This window comes from Mycobacterium sp. 852002-51613_SCH5001154 (genome assembly GCF_001667425.1).
Taxonomy (GTDB): Bacteria; Actinomycetota; Actinomycetes; order Mycobacteriales; family Mycobacteriaceae; genus Mycobacterium.
Genome location: NZ_LZII01000085.1, coordinates 1 through 19,027 on the forward strand (window position 1 = coordinate 1; position 19,027 = coordinate 19,027).

The 19,027-nt window shown below is 68.3% G+C and carries 19 protein-coding genes; 12 read left to right on the top strand and 7 right to left on the bottom strand.

The annotated features are described in order from the left end of the window. Together A5750_RS26200 and A5750_RS24040 are read left to right on the top strand one after the other, a co-directional pair. Positions 1–461: TetR family transcriptional regulator C-terminal domain-containing protein (locus A5750_RS26200; RefSeq protein WP_067266281.1), on the top strand; the 461-nt coding region annotated here is incomplete at its 5' end. After that, positions 458–1,438, top strand: coding sequence for an LLM class flavin-dependent oxidoreductase (locus tag A5750_RS24040; RefSeq protein WP_067266287.1), 981 nt, complete (start codon positions 458–460; stop codon positions 1,436–1,438). The genes A5750_RS26200 and A5750_RS24040, both read left to right, overlap by 4 nt. On the opposite strand, the gene A5750_RS24045 is transcribed toward A5750_RS24040, so the two are convergent. Both A5750_RS24045 and A5750_RS24050 read right to left on the bottom strand, forming a co-directional pair. After that, positions 1,406–1,918, bottom strand: coding sequence for a YkgB family protein (locus A5750_RS24045; protein WP_231989295.1), 513 nt, complete (start codon positions 1,916–1,918; stop codon positions 1,406–1,408). The two genes, A5750_RS24040 and A5750_RS24045, sit on opposite strands and share 33 nt — an antisense overlap. A gap of 31 nt (positions 1,919–1,949) precedes the next feature. Next, a complete protein-coding gene (locus tag A5750_RS24050; protein WP_231989296.1) occupies positions 1,950–2,681 on the bottom strand; it encodes a peroxiredoxin-like family protein in 732 nt (243 codons plus the stop codon). A 97-nt stretch (positions 2,682–2,778) separates the two neighbouring features. On the opposite strand from A5750_RS24050, the gene A5750_RS24055 reads away from it, so the two are divergent. Beyond that, positions 2,779–3,396, top strand: coding sequence for a TetR/AcrR family transcriptional regulator (locus tag A5750_RS24055; protein ID WP_067266290.1), 618 nt, complete (start codon positions 2,779–2,781; stop codon positions 3,394–3,396). Between the two features lie 16 nt (positions 3,397–3,412). Here A5750_RS24055 and A5750_RS24060 read toward each other — a convergent pair whose 3' ends face one another. Then, a complete protein-coding gene (locus tag A5750_RS24060) occupies positions 3,413–3,886 on the bottom strand; it encodes an SRPBCC family protein (protein WP_066951332.1) in 474 nt (157 codons plus the stop codon). Positions 3,887–4,016: 130 nt separating this feature from the next. Here A5750_RS24060 and A5750_RS24065 point away from each other — a divergent pair, with 130 nt between their 5' ends. The 5 genes from A5750_RS24065 to A5750_RS24085 all read left to right on the top strand — a co-directional run bounded on the left by A5750_RS24065 (position 4,017) and on the right by A5750_RS24085 (position 10,015). Then, positions 4,017–4,838, top strand: coding sequence for a mycofactocin-coupled SDR family oxidoreductase (locus A5750_RS24065; RefSeq protein WP_067266296.1), 822 nt, complete (start codon positions 4,017–4,019; stop codon positions 4,836–4,838). A gap of 188 nt (positions 4,839–5,026) precedes the next feature. Continuing rightward, positions 5,027–5,239, top strand: a complete 213-nt coding sequence (locus tag A5750_RS24070; RefSeq protein ID WP_066951320.1) for a heavy-metal-associated domain-containing protein — start codon at positions 5,027–5,029, stop codon at positions 5,237–5,239. Next, positions 5,236–7,470, top strand: coding sequence for a cation-translocating P-type ATPase (locus tag A5750_RS24075; protein ID WP_067266300.1), 2,235 nt, complete (start codon positions 5,236–5,238; stop codon positions 7,468–7,470). The genes A5750_RS24070 and A5750_RS24075 overlap by 4 nt, the downstream gene beginning before the upstream one ends. A gap of 134 nt (positions 7,471–7,604) precedes the next feature. Then, positions 7,605–8,996 carry an alpha/beta hydrolase family protein gene (locus A5750_RS24080; protein WP_067266305.1) on the top strand — a complete coding sequence of 464 codons (1,392 nt, stop codon included), beginning with the start codon at positions 7,605–7,607 and terminating at the stop codon, positions 8,994–8,996. 206 nt (positions 8,997–9,202) lie between these two features. Further along, positions 9,203–10,015, top strand: a complete 813-nt coding sequence (locus A5750_RS24085; protein ID WP_066951307.1) for a polysaccharide deacetylase family protein — start codon at positions 9,203–9,205, stop codon at positions 10,013–10,015. A gap of 5 nt (positions 10,016–10,020) precedes the next feature. Here A5750_RS24085 and A5750_RS24090 read toward each other — a convergent pair whose 3' ends face one another. After that, positions 10,021–11,397, bottom strand: coding sequence for an FAD-binding oxidoreductase (locus A5750_RS24090; protein WP_066951304.1), 1,377 nt, complete (start codon positions 11,395–11,397; stop codon positions 10,021–10,023). Between the two features lie 156 nt (positions 11,398–11,553). Between A5750_RS24090 and A5750_RS26565 the strand changes: the two genes are divergently transcribed. Further along, positions 11,554–14,463 (top strand): helix-turn-helix transcriptional regulator, encoded by a 2,910-nt coding sequence (locus A5750_RS26565; RefSeq protein WP_066951301.1) that lies wholly within the window; start codon positions 11,554–11,556, stop codon positions 14,461–14,463. A gap of 5 nt (positions 14,464–14,468) precedes the next feature. Here the strand turns inward: A5750_RS26565 and A5750_RS24100 are convergent, their stop codons facing one another. Both A5750_RS24100 and A5750_RS24105 read right to left on the bottom strand, forming a co-directional pair. Then, positions 14,469–14,738, bottom strand: coding sequence for a DUF4242 domain-containing protein (locus A5750_RS24100; protein WP_066951298.1), 270 nt, complete (start codon positions 14,736–14,738; stop codon positions 14,469–14,471). Between the two features lie 75 nt (positions 14,739–14,813). Further along, a complete protein-coding gene (locus A5750_RS24105) occupies positions 14,814–15,272 on the bottom strand; it encodes a MarR family winged helix-turn-helix transcriptional regulator (RefSeq protein WP_066951294.1) in 459 nt (152 codons plus the stop codon). Positions 15,273–15,346: 74 nt separating this feature from the next. Here A5750_RS24105 and A5750_RS24110 point away from each other — a divergent pair, with 74 nt between their 5' ends. From A5750_RS24110 to A5750_RS24120, 3 genes are all read left to right on the top strand, one after another. Continuing rightward, the gene (locus A5750_RS24110) at positions 15,347–16,291 is read left to right on the top strand and encodes a PHB depolymerase family esterase (protein ID WP_066951290.1); all 945 of its coding nucleotides are present in this window, start codon (positions 15,347–15,349) and stop codon (positions 16,289–16,291) included. A 70-nt stretch (positions 16,292–16,361) separates the two neighbouring features. Beyond that, positions 16,362–17,660: a lipase family protein gene (locus A5750_RS24115; RefSeq protein WP_066951405.1), complete on the top strand. Its 1,299-nt coding sequence runs from the start codon at positions 16,362–16,364 to the stop codon at positions 17,658–17,660. Positions 17,661–17,735: 75 nt separating this feature from the next. Further along, complete coding sequence (locus A5750_RS24120) at positions 17,736–18,296, top strand: TetR/AcrR family transcriptional regulator (protein WP_066951286.1); 561 nt, start codon at positions 17,736–17,738, stop codon at positions 18,294–18,296. Here the strand turns inward: A5750_RS24120 and A5750_RS24125 are convergent. Further along, positions 18,293–18,934, bottom strand: a complete 642-nt coding sequence (locus A5750_RS24125; protein ID WP_066951283.1) for a TetR/AcrR family transcriptional regulator — start codon at positions 18,932–18,934, stop codon at positions 18,293–18,295. The two genes, A5750_RS24120 and A5750_RS24125, sit on opposite strands and share 4 nt — an antisense overlap. Between the last annotated feature and the right edge of the window lie 93 nt (positions 18,935–19,027).

Below are 19,027 nucleotides of genomic sequence, written 5' to 3' on the forward strand. Positions count from 1 at the left end.
ACAAGGCCGAGTTGATCAAGGCCGCGATCGCGGCGCGCACCGATGTCGCATTGCCTCGGCTGCGGGCCGTCGCCGCGCGGGCCGACGGCGCGGTCGATCGCCTGGCAGCGGTGTTGGACGAGTCGAGCAGGTTGATGCGCGAGTACCCCCATCTGGCCGCCTTCGATCGGGCCATTCGCAGTGAAAGCAGCGAGCATCCGGCCAGCGGCCGGCCACGGTACGCCGGGCTGAAAGCGTTGCGCGACACGATAACTGAGATCATCAGCGACGCCCGGGCACAGGGCGCGCTGCCTCCCGACACCCGCCCGGACGCGGCTGCCGATGCGATTCACGCACTGGCGCGGGGTCTCATGGAGCGGGCCGCCACTCTGGCTCCGGACGCGTACGCGGCTGCACTGGAATCGGCCAAGGACTTGATCGGCGGAACGCTCTTCGCGCGCCCGGACGACGCACGACGATGAAGTTACTCACCGCGCTGCGGCTCAACATGACCAATGTCGCCGATCCCACAGCGCGCCAGGCGGATCGCTACCGGACTGCGCTGGACATGGCGGAGTTCGCCGATCGCCGCGGCTTCACGGCCGTGAGCGCAGAAGAACATCACCTGGCGGCCACGAGTTGGCTTCCGTCGCCGTTGATTTTGGCCGCCGCGGTAGCGGGTCGCACACGCAGCGTACGCATCAGCGTCAACGCGTTGATCGTCCCGCTCTACGATCCGATTCGGCTGGCCGAGGACATCGCCGTGCTGGACAACCTCACCCAGGGCCGCTTCAGTTTCGTGGCCGGCATGGGTTACCGGCCCGAGGAGTATCGCGCCGTCGGCAAGGACTGGCCCAAGCGGGCGACCCTGATGGACCACTGCCTGACGGTGCTGCTCAGGGCGTGGAGCGATCAACCCTTCGAACACGAAGGCGCGCTCATCAACGTCACGCCGAAGCCGTTTACCCGCCCGCATCCGATCCTTTTCGTTGGCGGTATGACGGCCGCGGCGGCCCGGCGCGCGGCCCGCTTCGGGCTTCCGTTTTCACCGCCGATGGCCATGCCCGAGGTCGAGGCGGTGTATCTGCAGGAGTTGCGCAACCGCGGAAACGAGGGTTTCGTCTACCGCCCCGAGAACGGCAGCACCGTCACCCTGCTGCACGCCGATCCTGACGAAGCGTGGTCGCGTTACGGCGACTTCATCCTGTCGTCGGAAGCGGTCGAATACAGCGCTTGGAAGCGGGCCGGCGTCCCGCGGCCCAACGAAACCGAGCCGGCCTCGATCCGGGACCTGCGCCGCCTCAACCATGTCGAGATCCTGACCCCGACACAGTTGATCGATCAGATCCACGGTGGCCGAAGAGAAGTCGTGATTAACCCGCTCATCGGCGGCCTTCCTATCGACGCGGGCTGGTCCAGCCTGCACCTAATGGCCGACGAGGTTCTGCCCCATGTGTGACCTGCCCCGCGACAGCGCGTCACCCAGGCTCCACACCGCGACGCCGATCAGCACCAGATCCTTCAGCAGGAACTGGCCCGGCAGCGCAGACAGCACGGGAAGACCACCGGCATGCGTCGAAACCACGCCCGGCGTGGTGAAGAGGAAGCTCAGCGTTCCCATGAACAGCACCACCGCCAGCGCGCTGCCGACCGCCGATACCCGCGGCCACACCGGCCGAAGCGCGATGAGAAGGGCGGCAACGATTTCCATCGTTCCCAGCCCGCGCGCGACGGTGGCAACACTGAAAACCTCGTAGATCCAGCTCATCAGCGGGCTGTGCTCGATGAGCACGCGGGATTCCATCCTTACGTACTTCCCGAACCCGATCCAGGCCAGCACGATGACCAGTCCGTATCGGCTGATGAGCTGTCCCGACCGGGTAAGCGTTTGCGCCAACGGGTTTGAGCCGGAGCGGATTACGACGCGGCTTTCGTCCACCAAATGAGCACGAATTCGCGACGCCCTGGGTTCACTTGAGGCCGCTCAGGGCAGCGACGATGTCGGCGACCTCGGTGCGGGTGGTGTAGTCGGGGTGGACGTCGATCCAGCGAATGGTCCCGGCGTGGTCGACGATGGCCACGGTCGGCATTGGCAGTCCGATCGTTCCATCGGCGTTGACTTCGGCCAGCTCGAGACCGAGGTTGCGTTGCGCCGCCCTGGTGCCCTCGCTGGGAGCGGTGAGTACACCCAACCCGGCCGCGACCTGATTGCCGGGATCGGACAACACGGTGAAACTCAACTCGTTGATCTCCTGCGTCGACAGTGAACCGTCAGGCTTTTGCGGGCTGATCGCCACCAGCGCGACGTTACGGCGCGCCAGCTGCGGGACCAGTTGCTCCTGATACGCACGCAGCGTCAGGTTGCAGTACGGGCACCACGCACCGCGGTATAGCACGACCACTGCACTGCGTCCCCCGACACTCTGGGCAAGGGTGGTGGGCACGCCGCGCACATCCAATAGCTGCCCATCCGGCATCGGGTCGCCAGGAGCGGCGACGCCGACCGGTGTACCGCCGGCCCGTAGCTGCGCCTGCTCGGCGCTGAAGGTGCTGAGAACGTCCTCAGGCAACTGGCTTGCCATTCCCTGCTGAAATTGCGCGACCCGGTTGGCAATCGTGGTCTCGTTGGTGTCGGCGGTGCTGGTCATGAGTTCATTGCCCTTCACATGCGTGCCGGCTTGGCGCACAACGGCTTCCGGCATCGATTAGTAGACGATGGCGTTCAGCCTGCTCGACCGAAAATGGAGTGTCAACTCCAAAAAGAGTAGTTTGTGGGGGTTACTCCACGGAAGGAGGCTTATGGCTCCGGTCCCCTACGAGAAGCTGACCGCGAAGGGCCGCGCAACCCGCGAGCGCATCGTGGCCGCCGCTTCCGAATTGATGCTGCAGCGCGGCGTCGCGCGGACAACCATCGAGGACATTCAGGAGGCCGCGGTCGTCAGCACCTCGCAGATGTATCACTACTTCGCCGACAAGAGCGATCTCGTGGCCGCCGTCATTGACTTTCAGACCGATCATGTGCTCGGCGTGCAGCACCTGGGTCTCGACCGCATCGACAGCGTCGAGGACTTGTACCGCTGGCGCGGCATCATGGTGGACCTGGTGCGCAGCATGGGCTGTGCGGGCGGTTGCCCGATCGGCTCAATGGCCAACGAGCTGTCCGAGTCGGACCCTATCGCGCGGGCCCAGCTTGCACGGTCATTTGCCCAGTGGGAGAACATGATCCACGACAGCCTGGTAGCGATTGCCGCGCGCGGCGAGTTGGCCGACGGGACGGACATCGAGCGCGTCGCGCTGGCGATGCTCGCCGGCATCCAGGGCGGGTTACTGCTCAGCCAGGTCCGTCGCGACACCGCGCCGTTGGAGGCCGCGGTCGACACCATGATCGAACACCTGCGACGCCTAGGCATGGGGTGACGCGCCGGAGACCCGGTTAGCGCGTGGCGTAACGATCGCGCAACTGGGCCAGCGTCGCTTCGATTCCTGCGGCGTTGCCTTTGCACGCCCCGATCCGCTCGTAGTACTTCAACGCGTTCTTGACCGCACCGGCGTCCCGATAATCGAACGTCTCCGTGACCCGGGTTCGGGTCGGCGAGAGCGTCTCGAATTGCCACCGCCAGCGGTGCCCCACCGGGTGACGCCATTCGACCAGTTCGTTCGGTTTCAGGGCCGTCACCGTGCTGGTGATGCGGTACGGCAGGCCATACATCTTCATCTTGGTCGAAAACTTCGACCCCACAGTCAATTCCGCGGGCACGCTGATGTTGTCACGCACGGTGCCCGACCCATCCAGTTCGCTGTGTCGTCGGGGATCGGCGGCCATCGCGTAAAGTTCGGCGGCCGGCGCGGCCACTTCGACCGACCGGCTTACCTGCCGCGGGCCCGCGTCTACAACGGTGACGGTCATGATCTTTCCTTTCGGCTGTCCGGCAGCGTCAGGTCGACGCTACGCTCGCCGAGTCGAACTCAGAACAGCAGACATCCCGCCGCGGGTGGCCGCGACAGGAAGCCAGCGTCGGGAGGAGCCGAAAGTAGCAATGAGTCAATCCATTTCGGGAAAGGTAGCCCTGATCACCGGCGCCGCGCGGGGGCAGGGCCGGGCGCACGCCGTGCGCCTGGCCGCCGAGGGTGCCGACATCATCGCGGTTGACATCGCCGGGCCGCTGCCGCCAAGCGTTCCGTATGACTCGCCGACACCCGTGGATCTGGCCGAGACGGCACGACTGGTGAGCGCCAACGACAAACGGGTCGTCACCGCGGCCGTCGACATCCGGGACCTCGAGGCGCTCAAGGGTGCAGTCGACGCGGCGGTGGCCGAACTCGGCCGCCTCGACATCATCGTCGCCAACGCCGGGATCTGCAGTCCCGCTCCGTGGGATCAGATCACCGCGGAAGCGTTCCGCGACACCATCGACACGAACGTGACCGGCACCTGGAACACGGTGATGGCCGGCGCTCAGCACATCATCGACGGCGGGCGCGGTGGGTCGATCATCCTCATCGGGTCGGCCGCCGGCATCAACATGCAGTCGTTCATGATCCACTACACGGCGAGCAAGCACGCGGTCGTCGGGATGGCTCGCGCGTTCGCCGCCGAGCTCGGCCGGCACAACATCCGCGTCAACAGCCTCAACCCCGGAGCGGTCTCGACACCGATGGGTACCGGCCGCATGCGTGAAGCGCTGCAGGCCGCCGCCGACACCTACCCGCACTTGCGGGGCCTGCACAAGCCGCTGCTGCCCGAGGGGATCGCCCAGCCGGAGGACATCGCCGACGCCGTCGCCTGGCTTGTTTCCGACCAGTCCCGGTTGGTCACGGCGACCCAGCTTTCGGTCGATATCGGCGTCGGCTACGTCTGATGCCCGGCGTGGGCCGATCCCGAACGCTGGCTTGGGGCTTCCACCAGGCAGAATGGAAGAGTCCTCGTTGCCTCCCGGGTTGCTCCGCCGGCGCCCCCTTGCGCCAACGGCTCGGCGTGGGAATACCTCGGCGGCACGCGGACGTTGCGGGTGGAGATACCCCGGCGGGGTATCAGGAAAGGAATGTCATGACCACGAGCGAATACCGGGTCGACGGGATGAGCTGTGGCCACTGCGAGGCGGCCGTCAAGGATGAGGTCGGCCGCCTCCCGGGCGTGGAGCGCGTGGACGTCAGCGCCGACACGGGCAGGCTGGTGGTCACGAGTTCTGTTCCCATCGACGCGGCCGCGGTCCTCGGCGCGGTGGACGAGGCCGGCTACCGGGCCGTCCTGGTGGCATGAGCGCGGCGCCGATGAGCCAGATCGAGCTGAAGATCGCGGGGATGACGTGCGCGTCCTGCGCCGCCCGGATCGAGAAGAAGCTCAACCGGCTCGACGGCGTGGTAGCCACCGTCAACTACGCCACGGAAAGGGCCGCGCTCACGATCCCCTCGGGATACGACCCGCGATTGCTGATCGCGGCCGTCGAACAGGCCGGTTACACCGCCGCGCTGCCGCCCCGGCGGGAAACCTCCGTTACGGCCGACGACCCCGAGCTGAGCGCGCTGCGCACCCGGCTGATCACCGCGGCCGTGCTCGCCGGCCCGGTGATCGCCATGGCGATGGTTCCGGCCTTGCAGTTCCGCTATTGGCAGTGGGCATCGCTGGTCCTGGCCGCACCGGTCGTCGTATGGGGAGGCCGTCCCTTCCACACCGCCGCCTGGGCCAACCTCAAACGCGGCGCCGCCACCATGGACACGCTCGTCTCGATCGGCACGCTGGCGGCGTTCCTGTGGTCGTTGTATGCGCTGTTCTTCGGTACGGCCGGCGAACCGGGCATGCGCGACGCTTTCGAGCTGACCGTCCACCCCTCCGACGGCGCCGGCAACATCTACCTGGAAGTCGCCGCGGGTGTGACCCTGTTCGTGCTGGCCGGGCGGTACTTCGAGAAGCGTTCGAAGCGGACGGCGGGCGCCGCGCTGCGCGCCCTGCTGGAGCTCGGCGCCAAGGAGGTCGCGGTGCTGCGGGACACCGGCGAAACCCGCATCCCCGTGGACCGCCTCGCGGTCGGGGACGACTTCGTGGTCCGGCCCGGGGAGAAGGTCGCCACCGACGGCATCGTGGTCTCGGGTTCTTCGGCCGTGGACGCCTCGATGCTCACCGGCGAATCCGTCCCCGTCGAGGTCGGCGAGGGCGACACCGTCACCGGCGCCACCGTCAACGTCGGCGGGCGCCTCGTCGTGCGCGCCACCCGGGTCGGTGACGACACCCAGCTCGCGCACATGGCCAAGCTGGTCGAGGAGGCCCAATCGGGCAAGGCCGAGGTGCAGCGGCTCGCCGACCGCATCTCCGGCGTGTTCGTCCCCGTGGTGATCGGCATCGCCCTGGCGACGCTCGGCGCGTGGGTCGCGCTGGGCTTCCCGCTCACCGCGGCCCTGACCGCGGCCGTCGCGGTGCTGATCATCGCCTGCCCGTGCGCGCTGGGGCTGGCAACCCCGACCGCCCTCCTGGTCGGCACCGGCCGCGCGGCTCAGCTCGGCGTGCTGATCAAGGGGCCCGAAGTCCTGGAGTCGACGCGCAACGTGGACACGATCGTGCTCGACAAAACCGGCACCGTCACCACCGGAAAGATGACCCTCGTCGACGTGATCAGCGGGCCCGGGACCGACCGCCAAACGCTGCTGCGCTACGCCGGCGCGCTCGAGGATGCGTCCGAACATCCCATCGCGCGGGCCATCGCGCAGGCCGCGAAAGCCGAGCTCGGTGCACTGCCCGCCGCCGAGCGCTTCGCCAGCCTCGAAGGGAACGGCGTGCGAGGAGACGTCGACGGCCGCACCGTCGTCATCGGGCGGGCGAACCTGCTGGCCGACAGCGGCCAGCCGCTGGACGCCGCGCTGTCGGCGGGCAAGGCCCGCGCCGAGGGCGAAGGCAAGACCGCGGTCGCCGTCGGCTGGGACGGCCGCGCCCGCGGGATCCTGGTGGTCGCCGACACCGTCAAACCGACCAGCGCCGAAGCGGTCCGGCAGTTCAAGCGGCTGGGCCTGACGCCGATCCTGCTGACCGGCGACAACGGGAGCGTCGCGGACCGGATCGCCGGCGAGGTCGGCATCACGCAGGTCATCTCCGAGACGATGCCGGCCGACAAGCTCGCCGCCATCCGGCGGCTGCAGTCCGAAGGGAAGGTCGTCGCGATGGTCGGTGACGGCGTCAACGACGCCGCCGCTCTGGCGACCGCCGATCTCGGGGTGGCGATGGGCACCGGCACCGACGTCGCGATCGAAGCCGCCGACCTCACGGTCACGCGCGGTGACCTACGCGCCGCGGTCGATGCGATTCGGCTGTCCCGGCGCACGCTGAGCACCATCAAAACCAACCTGTTCTGGGCGTTCGGCTACAACATCGCCGCAATACCGCTCGCCGCGCTCGGCATGCTCAACCCGATGCTGGCGGGCGCCGCGATGGCCTTTTCCAGCGTTTTCGTGGTCGCCAACAGCCTGCGGCTGCGCTCGTTCAGCAGCGTCGCGGCCACCTAGACCACCCCGCCCACACGCCACGCTGGCAGGCGGACGGGTGGGGCTGGTGTGGGATAGTTGTTCCCGACCCCCCGCGTTCGAAAAGACCACGGGTCCGCCCCGCGCAGCGATCGACCCAGCAAAGGCAACGACCGTTGGACCAATTCTTCGGACGACTGTCCCTGCTGCACGGCTGGTTTCCGCCGACCGTGCAGGGGTTGACGCTGCTGCTGTTGATCATCGCGATCCAGTGGCGTGCGCCGCGCTGGCTCAAGCGGGTGCTGCCCGCGGCCCTGGTCGCGGCCGCCGCGGTGACCGCGCTCGCGTACTGGTACATCACGTCGCTCGGCGTGGCCGGGGACCCGGCGCCGACGACGCTGTGGCTGTGGATCGCGATGAGCGGCCTGGCCGCCGCGGTCTTCCTGGTGGGCTGGCGGGGCGCCCGCTGGTGGCGTCGCGGGGTCGCCGTGCTGTCCATACCGCTGAGCGCCTTGTGCGCGGGACTGGCATTGAACGGCTGGGTGGGTTACTTCCCGACGGCGCTTGCCGCGTGGAACCAACTGACCTCGGTGCCGTTGCCCGACCAGATCGACCGGCTCCGGGTCACCGAGATGCAGGTCGCCGGGACCAGGCCGACCAAGGGCGTGGTGGTGCCGGTGGACATCGACGACAACGCCTCCCACTTCCGGCACCGCCGAGAACTGGTCTATCTGCCGCCCGCATGGTTCAACAGCAATCCGCCACCCCGACTGCCGGCGGTCATGATGATCAGCTCCGCGTTCAACACCCCGGCCGACTGGCTGGGCCCGGGCGGCGCCTTCACCGCCATCGACAACTTCGCCGCCGCGCATCACGGCTTCTCCCCGGTGCTGGTGTTCGTCGATCCCACCGGGTCGTTCGACAACGACACCGAGTGCGTCAACGGCAGCCGGGGCAACGCCGCCGATCACCTATCCAAGGACATCGTGCCGTTCATGGTGTCGAACTTCGGCGTCAGCGCCGACCGGGCGAACTGGGGCGTCGCGGGATGGTCGATGGGCGGCACCTGCGCGGTTGACCTGGCCGTCATGCATCCGGAACTGTTCAGCGCGTTCGTGGACATCGCCGGCGACCGCAGCCCGAACGTCGGCCCCAGGGATCAGACGATCGCCAAGCTGTTCGGCGGCGACCGCACCGCCTGGGCCGCGTTCGACCCCCTGACCGTGATCGCGCGGCATGGTCGCTACACCGGTTTGTCGGGCTGGTTCGACGTCCCGGGATCCTCGGAGCCGCGCGACGTGGCGGCAGAGGCCAACCCCACCGGGAGCGCGCCCAGCACGGACCCGGCGGCCAATCCGGAGGGCCAGGACGCCGCCGCCAACGCGTTGTGCGCGGCGGCCAGCGCCAACGGCATCACCTGCGCCGTGGTCAGCCAGCCGGGCAAGCATGACTGGCCGTTTGCCGCCGGGGCGTTTGAGGCGGCGCTGCCCTGGCTGGCCTCGACGCTGGGCACACCCGCCGCCGAGCCGGTGCAGCTGCCCCAGCGCGGCGGCACGGAATCACACTGATCGCGAAATTCACAGCTGACCCTCCCGTAACGCATCCGACATATTGTTCCTGGTAGTGGTACGGTTCGCTGCTGATGGCTGGCGATTTCGTGTACGGCGAGCGACCCCTCCGGGGGTCGGCTCGAAGCGCGCAGCGGCGCAGCCAACACCGGGCCCAGTCCGGATCACCCCGTCCGACATTTGCGCCCGGCCTTCGCCTGCCCGCGATGAATCGCCGTCAGTTCCTCGGTTCGCTCGCCGCCTCAGTCGTCGCCGGAGTGGGCGCGGCCCGGCTCGTCGTCGACCCGCAGCCGCGAACGTTCGCCCAGGCGCCGGCCGCTTCCGGCGCGGCGACCTCGGGCCCGACCGCCCCGTCGGCTCTGTTGCCGCCGCCACCGCTGAGCGCCCGCATCCCGCTGCCCGGTGGGGGCGCGCTGATGAAGATCCCCGGCGAGGGTGACCTGCTCGCGCTGACTGTCGACGACGGCGTCAACAGCGAGGTGGTGCGCGCGTACACCCAGTTCGCCAAAGACACCGGCGTGCGTCTGACCTACTTCGTGAACGGCACCTACGACTCCTGGACCGAGAACAAGGAGATGCTGCGGCCCCTGGTCGACAGCGGACAGATCCAACTCGGCAACCACACCTGGTCACACCCGGACCTCACGACGCTGCCCAAAGATCAAGTCGCGCAACAGCTCAGCCGCAACGACGAATTCCTGAAGAAGACGTACGGCATCGGTGCGAAGCCGTACTGGCGGCCGCCGTACGCGAAGCGCAACGCCGTGGTCGACGCCGTGGCCGCCGACCTGGGCTATACCGTGCCGACGTTGTGGTCGGGGTCGCTGTCGGATTCGACGTTGATCACCGAGGAGTACATCGTGCAGATGGCCGATCAGTACTTCACGCCGCAGGCCATCGTCATCGGGCACCTCAATCACCTGCCCGTGACGCACGTCTACCCGCAGCTCGTCGACACCATCCGCGAGCGCAACCTGCGCACCGTCACACTCAACGACGTGTTCCTCAAAACGCCTTAGCCCCTTCAGCCCGCGGGCCGGATGTTCTGGTTGATCCGGAACACGTTGCCGGGATCGAATTGAGCCTTGACCTCGGTGAGCCGCTGGTAGTTCGGGCCGTAGGTCGCCCGGACCCGCTCCTGCCCCTCGTCCATCATGAAGTTCACGTAGGCACCGCCGGCCGAGTACGGATGGGTGGCGTCCCAGTAGTCAATAGCCCAGCGTTTCAACAACTCCGCGTTCGCCGGGTCCGGGTCCACCCCCGCGATCACTTGGGAGAAGTTGACGTCCCGGTAAGCCCACGCCGTGTCGGATTGGCCGACCTGATGGACCGCACCGTCGATCGGGTACAGGTGCATCGTGGAATGCCTGGTCGGCAGCTCCTGGGCGAAGCGGGCGTGGGCCGCAACGGCGCCGTCGGGCACCGTGCGGAAGAAGTCTCCGCGCCAATACCATTGCAGCCCTTTGGGATACAGGCCGTCGAAGGTGGACTGCAGCGCTGGGAAGGGAGCGGCGCCCAGCCCGTCGAAGGCCGGTTCCATCTGCCGGACCGGCGCGAACGCTTCCTCGGCGCCGGCGGGGTCGCCCGTGTAGCACCAGACCACGGCGCACGCCTTCTGCAGGTGGAACGCCTCGGGGAACGGTGCCGCCGGCGGGACCGTCATGGCCGCGAAGAATCCGTAGAGATCCCCGTCCTGCGCAGGCATGAAGTCCCGGTACCACGAGAGGATGTCGGCGGTGGCCGACGCGGGCCATGCCGTGGGACCGCAGATCACGGTGTGCACGAGGTGCAGCCGGAACGTGAATGACGTGACCACGCCGAAGTTTCCGCCGCCGCCGCGCAGCGCCCAGAACAGGTCGGGATGCTCGGATTCGGACGCCCGCACCACGCGGCCGTCGGCCAGCACCAGCTCCGCCTCGACCAGGTTGTCGATGGTCAGGCCGTACTTGCGGGACAGGTAGCCGTGGCCGCCGCCCACGGTCAGGCCCCCGACCCCGGTGGAAGAGATGATGCCCGACGGCGCCGCCAACCCGTATGCGTGCGTCGCGCCGTCCACTTGCGCCCACGTCGCCCCGCCTTCGACCCGGGCGGTGCGGCTGTCGGCGTCCACGTCGATCCGGTTCATCGGCGACAGGTCGATGACCAGTCCGCCGTCCACGGTGCCGAAGCCGGGGCCGTTGTGACCGCCCCCGCGCACGGCGACAACGAGGTTGCGGTCGCGCGCGAATTCCAGCGCGGTCGCGATATCCGCGGGCGAGCCGCAGCGCGCGATCACCGCCGGCCGCTTGTCGATCATGCCGTTGTGGACCGCCCGCGCCTCCTCGTACCGCGGGTCGTCGGGCAGGATCACCTGCGAGCCGAGCCTGGCGCGTAATTCATCGGTTGCGGTTGTGAGGCTCATGGCCACACCTCCTTGTTTGCTCGCCGGTCTTGATGCGGCGACGTTACGAGGCCGGCGAACCGCGCGTCATGACCACAACCGAGCATTTCCGAGGCATTCCACGATAGTCACATCTGACTATCGACCGACCAATACCGACGCGGCTACCTTGTTTGCATGGCGCAGTGGGTGCCGCCCCCGCTCCCGGCCGAACTGATCGCTCGCCGCCGGGGCCCGCTCGTGGGTCGCGATGCGGAACTGGCGGTGTTCGAGCAGGCCTGGGGGCGGGTCGAGCGGGGCAATCGCCAGGCGGTTTTCATCGGCGGCGAGCCCGGGGCCGGCAAGACGCGGCTGGCCGCGGAGGTGGCCGGCAAGCTATTCGACCACGGCGTCGCGGTGCTGGTGGGAAGTTCGACCGCCGACGAAGACGTGCCCTACGCGCCGTTCGCCGAAGCGCTCGACCGGCTGCTGATCGCCGGTCCGCCGGGTTCGATGGCGGAACCGTTGAGCGACGCGGGGCCGCAGCTGCGACGGCTCTCGCCGGAAGTGATTCGGCATTTGCCCGACGACGGCCCGGCCCCGGACGTCGGGTCGGCGCGGCAGGCCCTCTTCGACGCGTTGACCGGCTTCCTGCGCCGTCTGGCCGTCGATCGCCCGATCGCCCTGATCCTCGACGACCTGCACTGGGCGCAGCTCCCCACCCTCGCGCTGCTCGAGCACGTGCTGATCGGCTGCGCCGATGTGCGCGTTCTGGTGGTGGTCACGTTCCGCACGACCGAGCCCGACCGGTCCGACGACCTGGCCACCCGGCTGGCCGAGCTGCACCGATTCGACGGGGTGCGGCGCCTGGACCTGGCGGGCCTGGACACCGAGGCGATCGCCGAGTTCGTCGCACGAACCCAGCAGCTGGCCCCGGCCTCGGTGCGCACGGCCGCCGCGCTGCTGCGCGAGCGGACCGGCGGCAACCCGTTCTTCCTGACCGAACTGGTCAACGACCTCGAAATCCGCGGCGGGCTGGCCACTTTGGGCACGCAGCACACGGTCCCCGGGTCCATCGGAGACGCGATCGCCCGCCGCCTCGCCGGGCTGGGGACCGGCGTGCGCGCGGTCATCGAGCAGGCGGCGGTGCTGGGCCAGACGTTCGACCTGCCGGCGCTCATCTCGACCTGCGAGACGGAGGTCGGCGCGACGCTGGCGGCGATCGATTCGGCCGAGGCGGTCGGGCTGGTCCGCGCGGTGCACGACTCCGACGGCGAATTCGCGTTCGTGCACGCGCTGACCCGGGAATCGGTGCTCGGCGGGATGGCGGCATCGCGGCTGCGGATCATGCACGCGCGCGCCGCCGAGGCGCTGGAGGGACGTGCCGACCCATCGCTCGTTCCGCGTTTGGCCAACCACTTCCTGATGGCGCACGTGCTCGGCTACCACGAGCAGGCGTTGCGGTATGCGCGCCGGGCGGCCCGGATGGCCGAGCACAGCCTGGCTTATGAGGATGCGGCCAAGTGGTTCGAACGGGCCGCCTCGCTTCCCGAGCTCAGCCTCGCGGAGCGGGCCAGGCTGCACCTCGACGCGGCGGCCAACCATGTGCGCGCCGGCTTCTTCGTGCGGGCGCGGGGCATCTACGAACGCATCGGCGCGATGGACGACCCGCTGATGCGGCTGGAGGCTGCCGTCGGCTACGAGGAGGCGAATTGGCGCCCCGGACAGTCGACTTCGAAGGCGGCCGACCTGCTGGCGTCGGCGCTGGAATCGTGCGGGCTGCAAGCCGATGACCCCCGCTACGTGCAGGCGCTCGGCAGCTTCGGGCGCGCGCTGGCCTTCGCCGGCGAGGCGGAGCGGGCCCGCGAGGTCGGCGCCGACGCGATCGAGCGCGCGCGGGCCGTCGGCGACGAGGGGGTGCTGCTGCACACGTTGAAGACGAGCCTGTGGCAAGGCCTCACCCCGGAGATGAGCGAAATCCAGGCGGAGCGTGCCGCCGAGGTATCGCACATGGCGCTAGCACGCCGCGACTACGAGTCGTTGGGTGCGGCGTCACACTTCCACGCCATGGTCAGCTACCTGGCCGGCCGGCCCGACGGCCTGGCCGTCGCGACCGCCGACATGCGGCGCGCGGCCCAAAGCTGCGGTCAAGCCGCCTTCGGCTTTGTCGGCGCGTGCATCGAACAAGCGTTGGCCTACCTGCGCGGTGACTTCGCCGGTGCCGAACGATGGGCCGACATCGCCTTGCGCACAGGCGATCTGTTCGGCGCCGACGACACCGAGGGCTCGAACGGGGTCCAAATGTTCATGATCCGCCGCGAAACCGGCGACCTGAAAAGATTCGGGGGCTTCATCGACGGCAGTGAGACGTTCACCGGCCGCTGGGTGCCCGGGCTGCTTGCCCTCTACACCGAATTGCGGTGCGAACGCGGCATGAACCGTGCGCTCAATCAGTTGCTCAACCGCAACCTCGGCGACCGCCTCGAGGATGCGCAGTGGCCGATGGAACTGGTGTTCATGGTCGAGGCGGCGTTAGGGCTTTCCCACCGCGAAGCGGTCCACGCGCTGCGCCCATTCGTCTCGCGTTATGCCGGAAAGAATTTGGTGGCCGGCCAGTTCGTCGCGCTGTTCGGCAGCGCCGACCGATATCTGGCCCGGATGGCGGCGCTCTGCGGAGACGGTGCCTCTGCCGAGCGGCACTTCGTCGCCGCGATCGAGATGGACCGCCGGATGGGCTCGGTGGTGCATGTCAGCGAGACACTGGCCCGGCACGCGTTGTTCGCCTCGTCATGTGGTCGCACCGAGGATGCCCGGCGTCTGGCCGACGAGGCGCGCGCCATCGCCGCTGCGATCGGGCAGACCCGCGTCGTCGACCTGGCGGATTCGGTGCTGGCCGCGGGTTCGGTGGGTCCCGACGGCCTGACCGAACGGGAGGTGGAGGTGCTGCGGCTGCTCGCCGAGGGGTTGAGCAATCGCGCGATCGGCGAGCGCCTCTTCATCAGCACCAACACCGCCGCGAACCACGTGCGCAACATCCTGATCAAAACCGGCGCCGCCAACCGCACGCAGGCGGCGATGTATGCGGCCGACCACGAGCTTCTCGGCTAGCGCCCTCAGATGTCGGACAGCGCCCCGTCCGGCATCATGCGCTCTTTCACTTCGACGACGGAGTCGGCGGGCAGGCCGGCGCGCGCCGCCGCGGACCTGATGGCCTCCGGCGACGGCGCCTCATACAGGCAGTAGGTCTTCCGCTTGTCCGCCGACAGGAACGAGTACATCCAGCGAACGCCCTCGAGGTCGTTGATCCGATTGATACCGTCGGCAACCTCGAGACCGGGCTCCAGTTCCTCGGCAAAGTTGCGCTCGACCATGAAGATGGGCACGGCGACTCCTGTTCACTGTCTTGGGTCGAGCCTAGGCCGTCGGCGACGATCAAGACATGGGAATTTCGGCGGCGGCTATTCTTCCGCCGATTCGGTCTGAGCCGCGAGCAACATCTGCAAGGACTCACGCAGCGTGGTCAATCGCTGATGCCCTAGGACCTGCTCCCACTGCCGCTCCAATTCGACTGCGCTAGAGCGCATTACCCGCAACGCTTGCCGGCCGCGTGGCGTCACCTCGATGATTCGGGCTCGCGCGTCCAGCGGGTTGGGGACTCGGGTGACGTAGCCGTGTCGCTCCAGTCCGGTGATCGCCTGGGCGACCGCCTGCCGGCTCACTTGGAGCCGATCGGCCAGATCCGACGCGTGCAGGCCACCGGCCGCCAACGGTACGAGCGCGACCGCCTGGGCCGGTCGGATCCCGTCGAGTCCCGCCGCGGCAAACGCCGCCCGCAACCGTGGCGCACCGGACGCCGCCACCAGGTTCACCAGCGCGGGAACGGTGGGCTGCCAGTCCGGATGCAGAGGGCGTCGCATGGGAAGAGTGTGCCACCCGCAGCACAATTGACAAGTGACTTGTCAAAATCCCCAGCGGCTGCCACGATGGCGTCATGCGATCGCGCCGCGCCGGGGCTCTCAGCGTTTGCCTCGTCGCCGTCCTGGCCGTCGTGCCCGGCGGCTGCCTGGGCGGCGGCCATGCGCTGGGAACGCCCGGCTCGCAATCGATCCCGGTCGGGCAATCCACCCAGAGCGTCGAGTCGGGCGGCGTGAGCCGCACCTATCACCTGTACCGGCCGCAGGGACTGACCGATGCGGCCCCTCTGGTGGTGATGCTGCACGGAGGCTTCGGCACGGGCCAGCAGGCCGAGCGCGCCTACCACTGGGACACCGAGGCCGACGCCGGGCATTTCCTGGTCGCCTACCCCGACGGCATCAACCGCGCCTGGAACGCCGGAACGTGCTGCGGCGAACCGCAGCGCGTCGGCGCGGACGACGTCGGCTTCATCACGACCATGGTTGGCGCCATCGAGCAAGGGATGCCCATCGACCGGGCGCGCGTGTATGTCACCGGCATGTCGAACGGAGCCATGATGGCGCTCCGGCTCGGCTGCCAGTCGGACGTGTTCGCCGCGATCGCCCCGGTGGCGGGCACGATGCTGACCGACTGCTCCCGGGCGCGGCGCGCGTCGGTGCTGCAAATCCACGGCACCGCCGACGACAGAGTGCCCTACGACGGCGGGCCTGGAAAGGCGTTCGCGCTCAACGGAACTGCTCGCGTCGACGGGCCGTCGGCGCAGTCCGTGAATGCCACCTGGCGCGCGATTGACGCCTGCGGAGCGCCGAACTCGAGCACCACTGGTGACGTGACGACGCAAATCGCCGCCTGCGCGGACGGACGCACCGTGGAGTTGATCTCGGTGGCCGGCGCAGGCCATCAATGGCCGGGCAGTGAACCCAGCCCCCTCGCCGCGAAGCTCGCGGGCATCCCGCCACCCTCGACGGCGCTGGACGCCACCGATACCATTTGGCAGTTCTTCGCCCAGAACCACCGCTAGGCGTCGCCGAATCTCTAAAAATTTAGAGATTTGCCTTCCCTGGCCGCCGCCCGGTTGTTACCGTTCCGTGATGCGCCGGGTTGGGGGAACTTTCGCCGTCCTGCTGATATTCGCCTCAGCGTTGGTCGGTCTCGGTCGTGCCGGCACCGCGCACGCCGACGGCGGGGACGAACCGCGGTACGCGGAGTTCTACACCCCACCCGACCCGTTACCGCCCGGCCGGCCGGGCGACCTGATACGCACCGAACCGTCGCGACTGGTCCTCGAGCCGTCCGGCCAGCTGGGCGCGATCATGGCCACCGGCACCCGAATCATGTACCGCAGCACCGATACTCGTGGCAACCCGATCGCGGTCACCGGAACATACTTCGAGCCTTACAACGCGTGGCCGGGCAGCGGACCACGGCCGTTGATCAGCTACGCACCCGGCACCCAGGGCCAAGGCAACCAGTGCGCGCCGTCGCGAATGTTCAACCAGGGCATCCATTATTCGGGCGGCTGGGACATCATGTTCAACTACGAGGAGCTGTTCGTCGCCACGATGGTGGCGCGCGGTTTCGCCATCGTGATGACCGACTATGAAGGCCTCGGCACCAACTCCATGCACACCTATGTGGGCCGCGTCGCCGAGGGGCAGGCGGTGCTCGACGCCGCCCGTGCGGCCATGAAGCTCCCCGACACTTCGCTGGATCCCCGTGGTCCCGTGGCCTTTTGGGGCTACTCGCAGGGCGGCGGTGCCACCGCGTCGGCGGCCGAGCTGGCGTCGAGCTATGCCCCCGAACTCCACATCGTCGGCACCTACGCCGGGGCCCCGCCGGCCAACCTGAAGGAGCTGTTGCCGTACGCGGATGGCAGCGCGCTGGTCGGTGTCGTCGGGTACGCGCTCAACAGCGTCATGGCCGCCTATCCCGAGTTCGCCGACGTCATCCGTTCCAAGATGACTCCCCGCGGACTCGCGATGCTCGAGTCGGTCTCGCGCCAGTGCGTCGGACAAACCCTGCTGGACTTCATGTTTCGCCATATCCAGCCCTATTTCACCGAAGACATCAAACAACTGGTCAACGAGGAGCCGTTCAACACCCTCTTCGAGGACCAGCGGATCGGGCGCTACAAGCCCAACGCGCCGGTGCTGATCGACAGCAACCGCTACGACCCGCTGGTGCCGTGGACCGCGGCCAACCAACTCGGTCGCGACTGGTGCGCCCAGGACGCCGACGTCGAGTTCCGGACCAACGAGGAGCCACCGTTCCTCGACAAGCTCGTCATCAACCACGCGTTGCCCATGCTCGTCGACGGCGAGCCGGCCATGCAGTGGATCGCCGCCCGATTCAACGGAGAACCGCCCGCGCCCAACTGCGGTCAGTTTTAGACTGGACGCATCGCTGCACGTCGAAAGCACAACGCGCCCGAACGGCGCCGCCAACTCGCCGACGCCGCGATCGAACTGCTGGGGACTAACGGCGTCCACGGGGTCAGCCATCCCAGGGTCGACGATCACGCCGGCGTACCCGCCGGCACCGCGTCGTTCTACTTCAGGACCCGCAAGGCGCTGCTGCACGCGATCGCGGCCCGGCTGGCCGAACTCGATGTGGCCGACTTCTCCCGAATGGCCGAACTCGCCGACGATCCGGCGGCGCAATTCACCGGCACCGCGGGGCTGGCCCGCATCGTCATGTACGTCAACAGCGAGCCCTGGCTGACCCGCGCCAAGGCCCGATACGAGCTCGCGTTGCTCGCCGGCCGGGACGGGGAACTGGCCACTGCCCTCGGCGAATCCGCGAAACTGCTCTACACCCTGGCCCGCGACGTCGTCACCCAATGGCATCCCGCGGAGAGCGCGCCCGCGCCCGCGTTGATCGAGGACCAGGCGATCGCCACGCTGGCTTTCATCAACGGGATCATGATGACGTTCGTCGCGGGGCAACCGGCCGTCGACAGCGCCGAGCATCTCGACCGGCTCATTCAGGGCGTCATCGCGGGTGTCGCCGCCGTTCGCGGTGCCTAAAGATCCTCCGCGGTGAGTCGGCGTTCGAGCGCGCCGGCGATATCCGTCGTTGTCACGACCAGCGCCGTCATGAACTCGATGAGCTGAGGTCGACTGACCTTGATTTCGCGCCGGTACCACTGGGTGATCAACTCGAGAAGGCCGCCGACCACCGTCAGCGCGGTCAGCATGACGTTGTCGTCGGTACCGGCGGCCGCACCGAGCAGTGCCCGTACCTGCCCGACCATCACTTGAGTGAGGACGTCGATCACCTCGTCCCGACGCCCGGCGAGCGCTTCGGCCGTTTGCAGCTCGATCAGCAGCCGCGGGCGCCGCGGATCTTCGTCGATGAAGCCGAACGCGAACTCGATGACGGCGCGGGCGCGGGCCTCGAGTTCGTGCGGTGACTCCGCGACCGTCGCCATGATCCCCGTCAACGCGCGGCTGAATTGGTCTTCGAAAGTCGCGATCAGCAATTCGTGGCAGTCGCGGAAGCTCTCGTAGAAGTAACGGTCGTTGAGCCCCGCGCTCGCGCTGACGGCCCGCACCCGGAGATTGTTCACCCCCTGCTCGGCAATCGTGTCGAAGGCAGCCTCGATGAGCTGCCCGCGGCGCTGTTCACGTCGCTGATCAGCGGTTAGGCCACGATGCACTGCCATTCGAGAACCGGCTCCTTTTTCGTTTGGCTCACGGACTTGCGCCCGCACCCCACTTTGGTGAAGGATCTCACCAACATGGTTTGGTGAACTGTT

Bases quoted from the DNA above. Each gene is read 5' to 3' on its own strand.
- A5750_RS24115 (WP_066951405.1), top strand. From the start codon at position 16,362: ATGCGCCGGGTTGGGGGAACTTTCGCCGTCCTGCTGATATTCGCCTCA.
- A5750_RS24125 (WP_066951283.1), bottom strand. From the start codon at position 18,934: ATGGCAGTGCATCGTGGCCTAACCGCTGATCAGCGACGTGAACAGCGC.
- A5750_RS24075 (WP_067266300.1), top strand. From the start codon at position 5,236: ATGAGCGCGGCGCCGATGAGCCAGATCGAGCTGAAGATCGCGGGGATG.
- A5750_RS24090 (WP_066951304.1), bottom strand. From the start codon at position 11,397: ATGAGCCTCACAACCGCAACCGATGAATTACGCGCCAGGCTCGGCTCG.
- A5750_RS24070 (WP_066951320.1), top strand. From the start codon at position 5,027: ATGACCACGAGCGAATACCGGGTCGACGGGATGAGCTGTGGCCACTGC.
- A5750_RS24055 (WP_067266290.1), top strand. From the start codon at position 2,779: ATGGCTCCGGTCCCCTACGAGAAGCTGACCGCGAAGGGCCGCGCAACC.
- A5750_RS24110 (WP_066951290.1), top strand. From the start codon at position 15,347: ATGCGATCGCGCCGCGCCGGGGCTCTCAGCGTTTGCCTCGTCGCCGTC.
- A5750_RS24085 (WP_066951307.1), top strand. From the start codon at position 9,203: ATGAATCGCCGTCAGTTCCTCGGTTCGCTCGCCGCCTCAGTCGTCGCC.
- A5750_RS24040 (WP_067266287.1), top strand. From the start codon at position 458: ATGAAGTTACTCACCGCGCTGCGGCTCAACATGACCAATGTCGCCGAT.
- A5750_RS24105 (WP_066951294.1), bottom strand. From the start codon at position 15,272: ATGCGACGCCCTCTGCATCCGGACTGGCAGCCCACCGTTCCCGCGCTG.
- A5750_RS24065 (WP_067266296.1), top strand. From the start codon at position 4,017: ATGAGTCAATCCATTTCGGGAAAGGTAGCCCTGATCACCGGCGCCGCG.
- A5750_RS24050 (WP_231989296.1), bottom strand. From the start codon at position 2,681: ATGCCGGAAGCCGTTGTGCGCCAAGCCGGCACGCATGTGAAGGGCAAT.
- A5750_RS24060 (WP_066951332.1), bottom strand. From the start codon at position 3,886: ATGACCGTCACCGTTGTAGACGCGGGCCCGCGGCAGGTAAGCCGGTCG.
- A5750_RS26565 (WP_066951301.1), top strand. From the start codon at position 11,554: ATGGCGCAGTGGGTGCCGCCCCCGCTCCCGGCCGAACTGATCGCTCGC.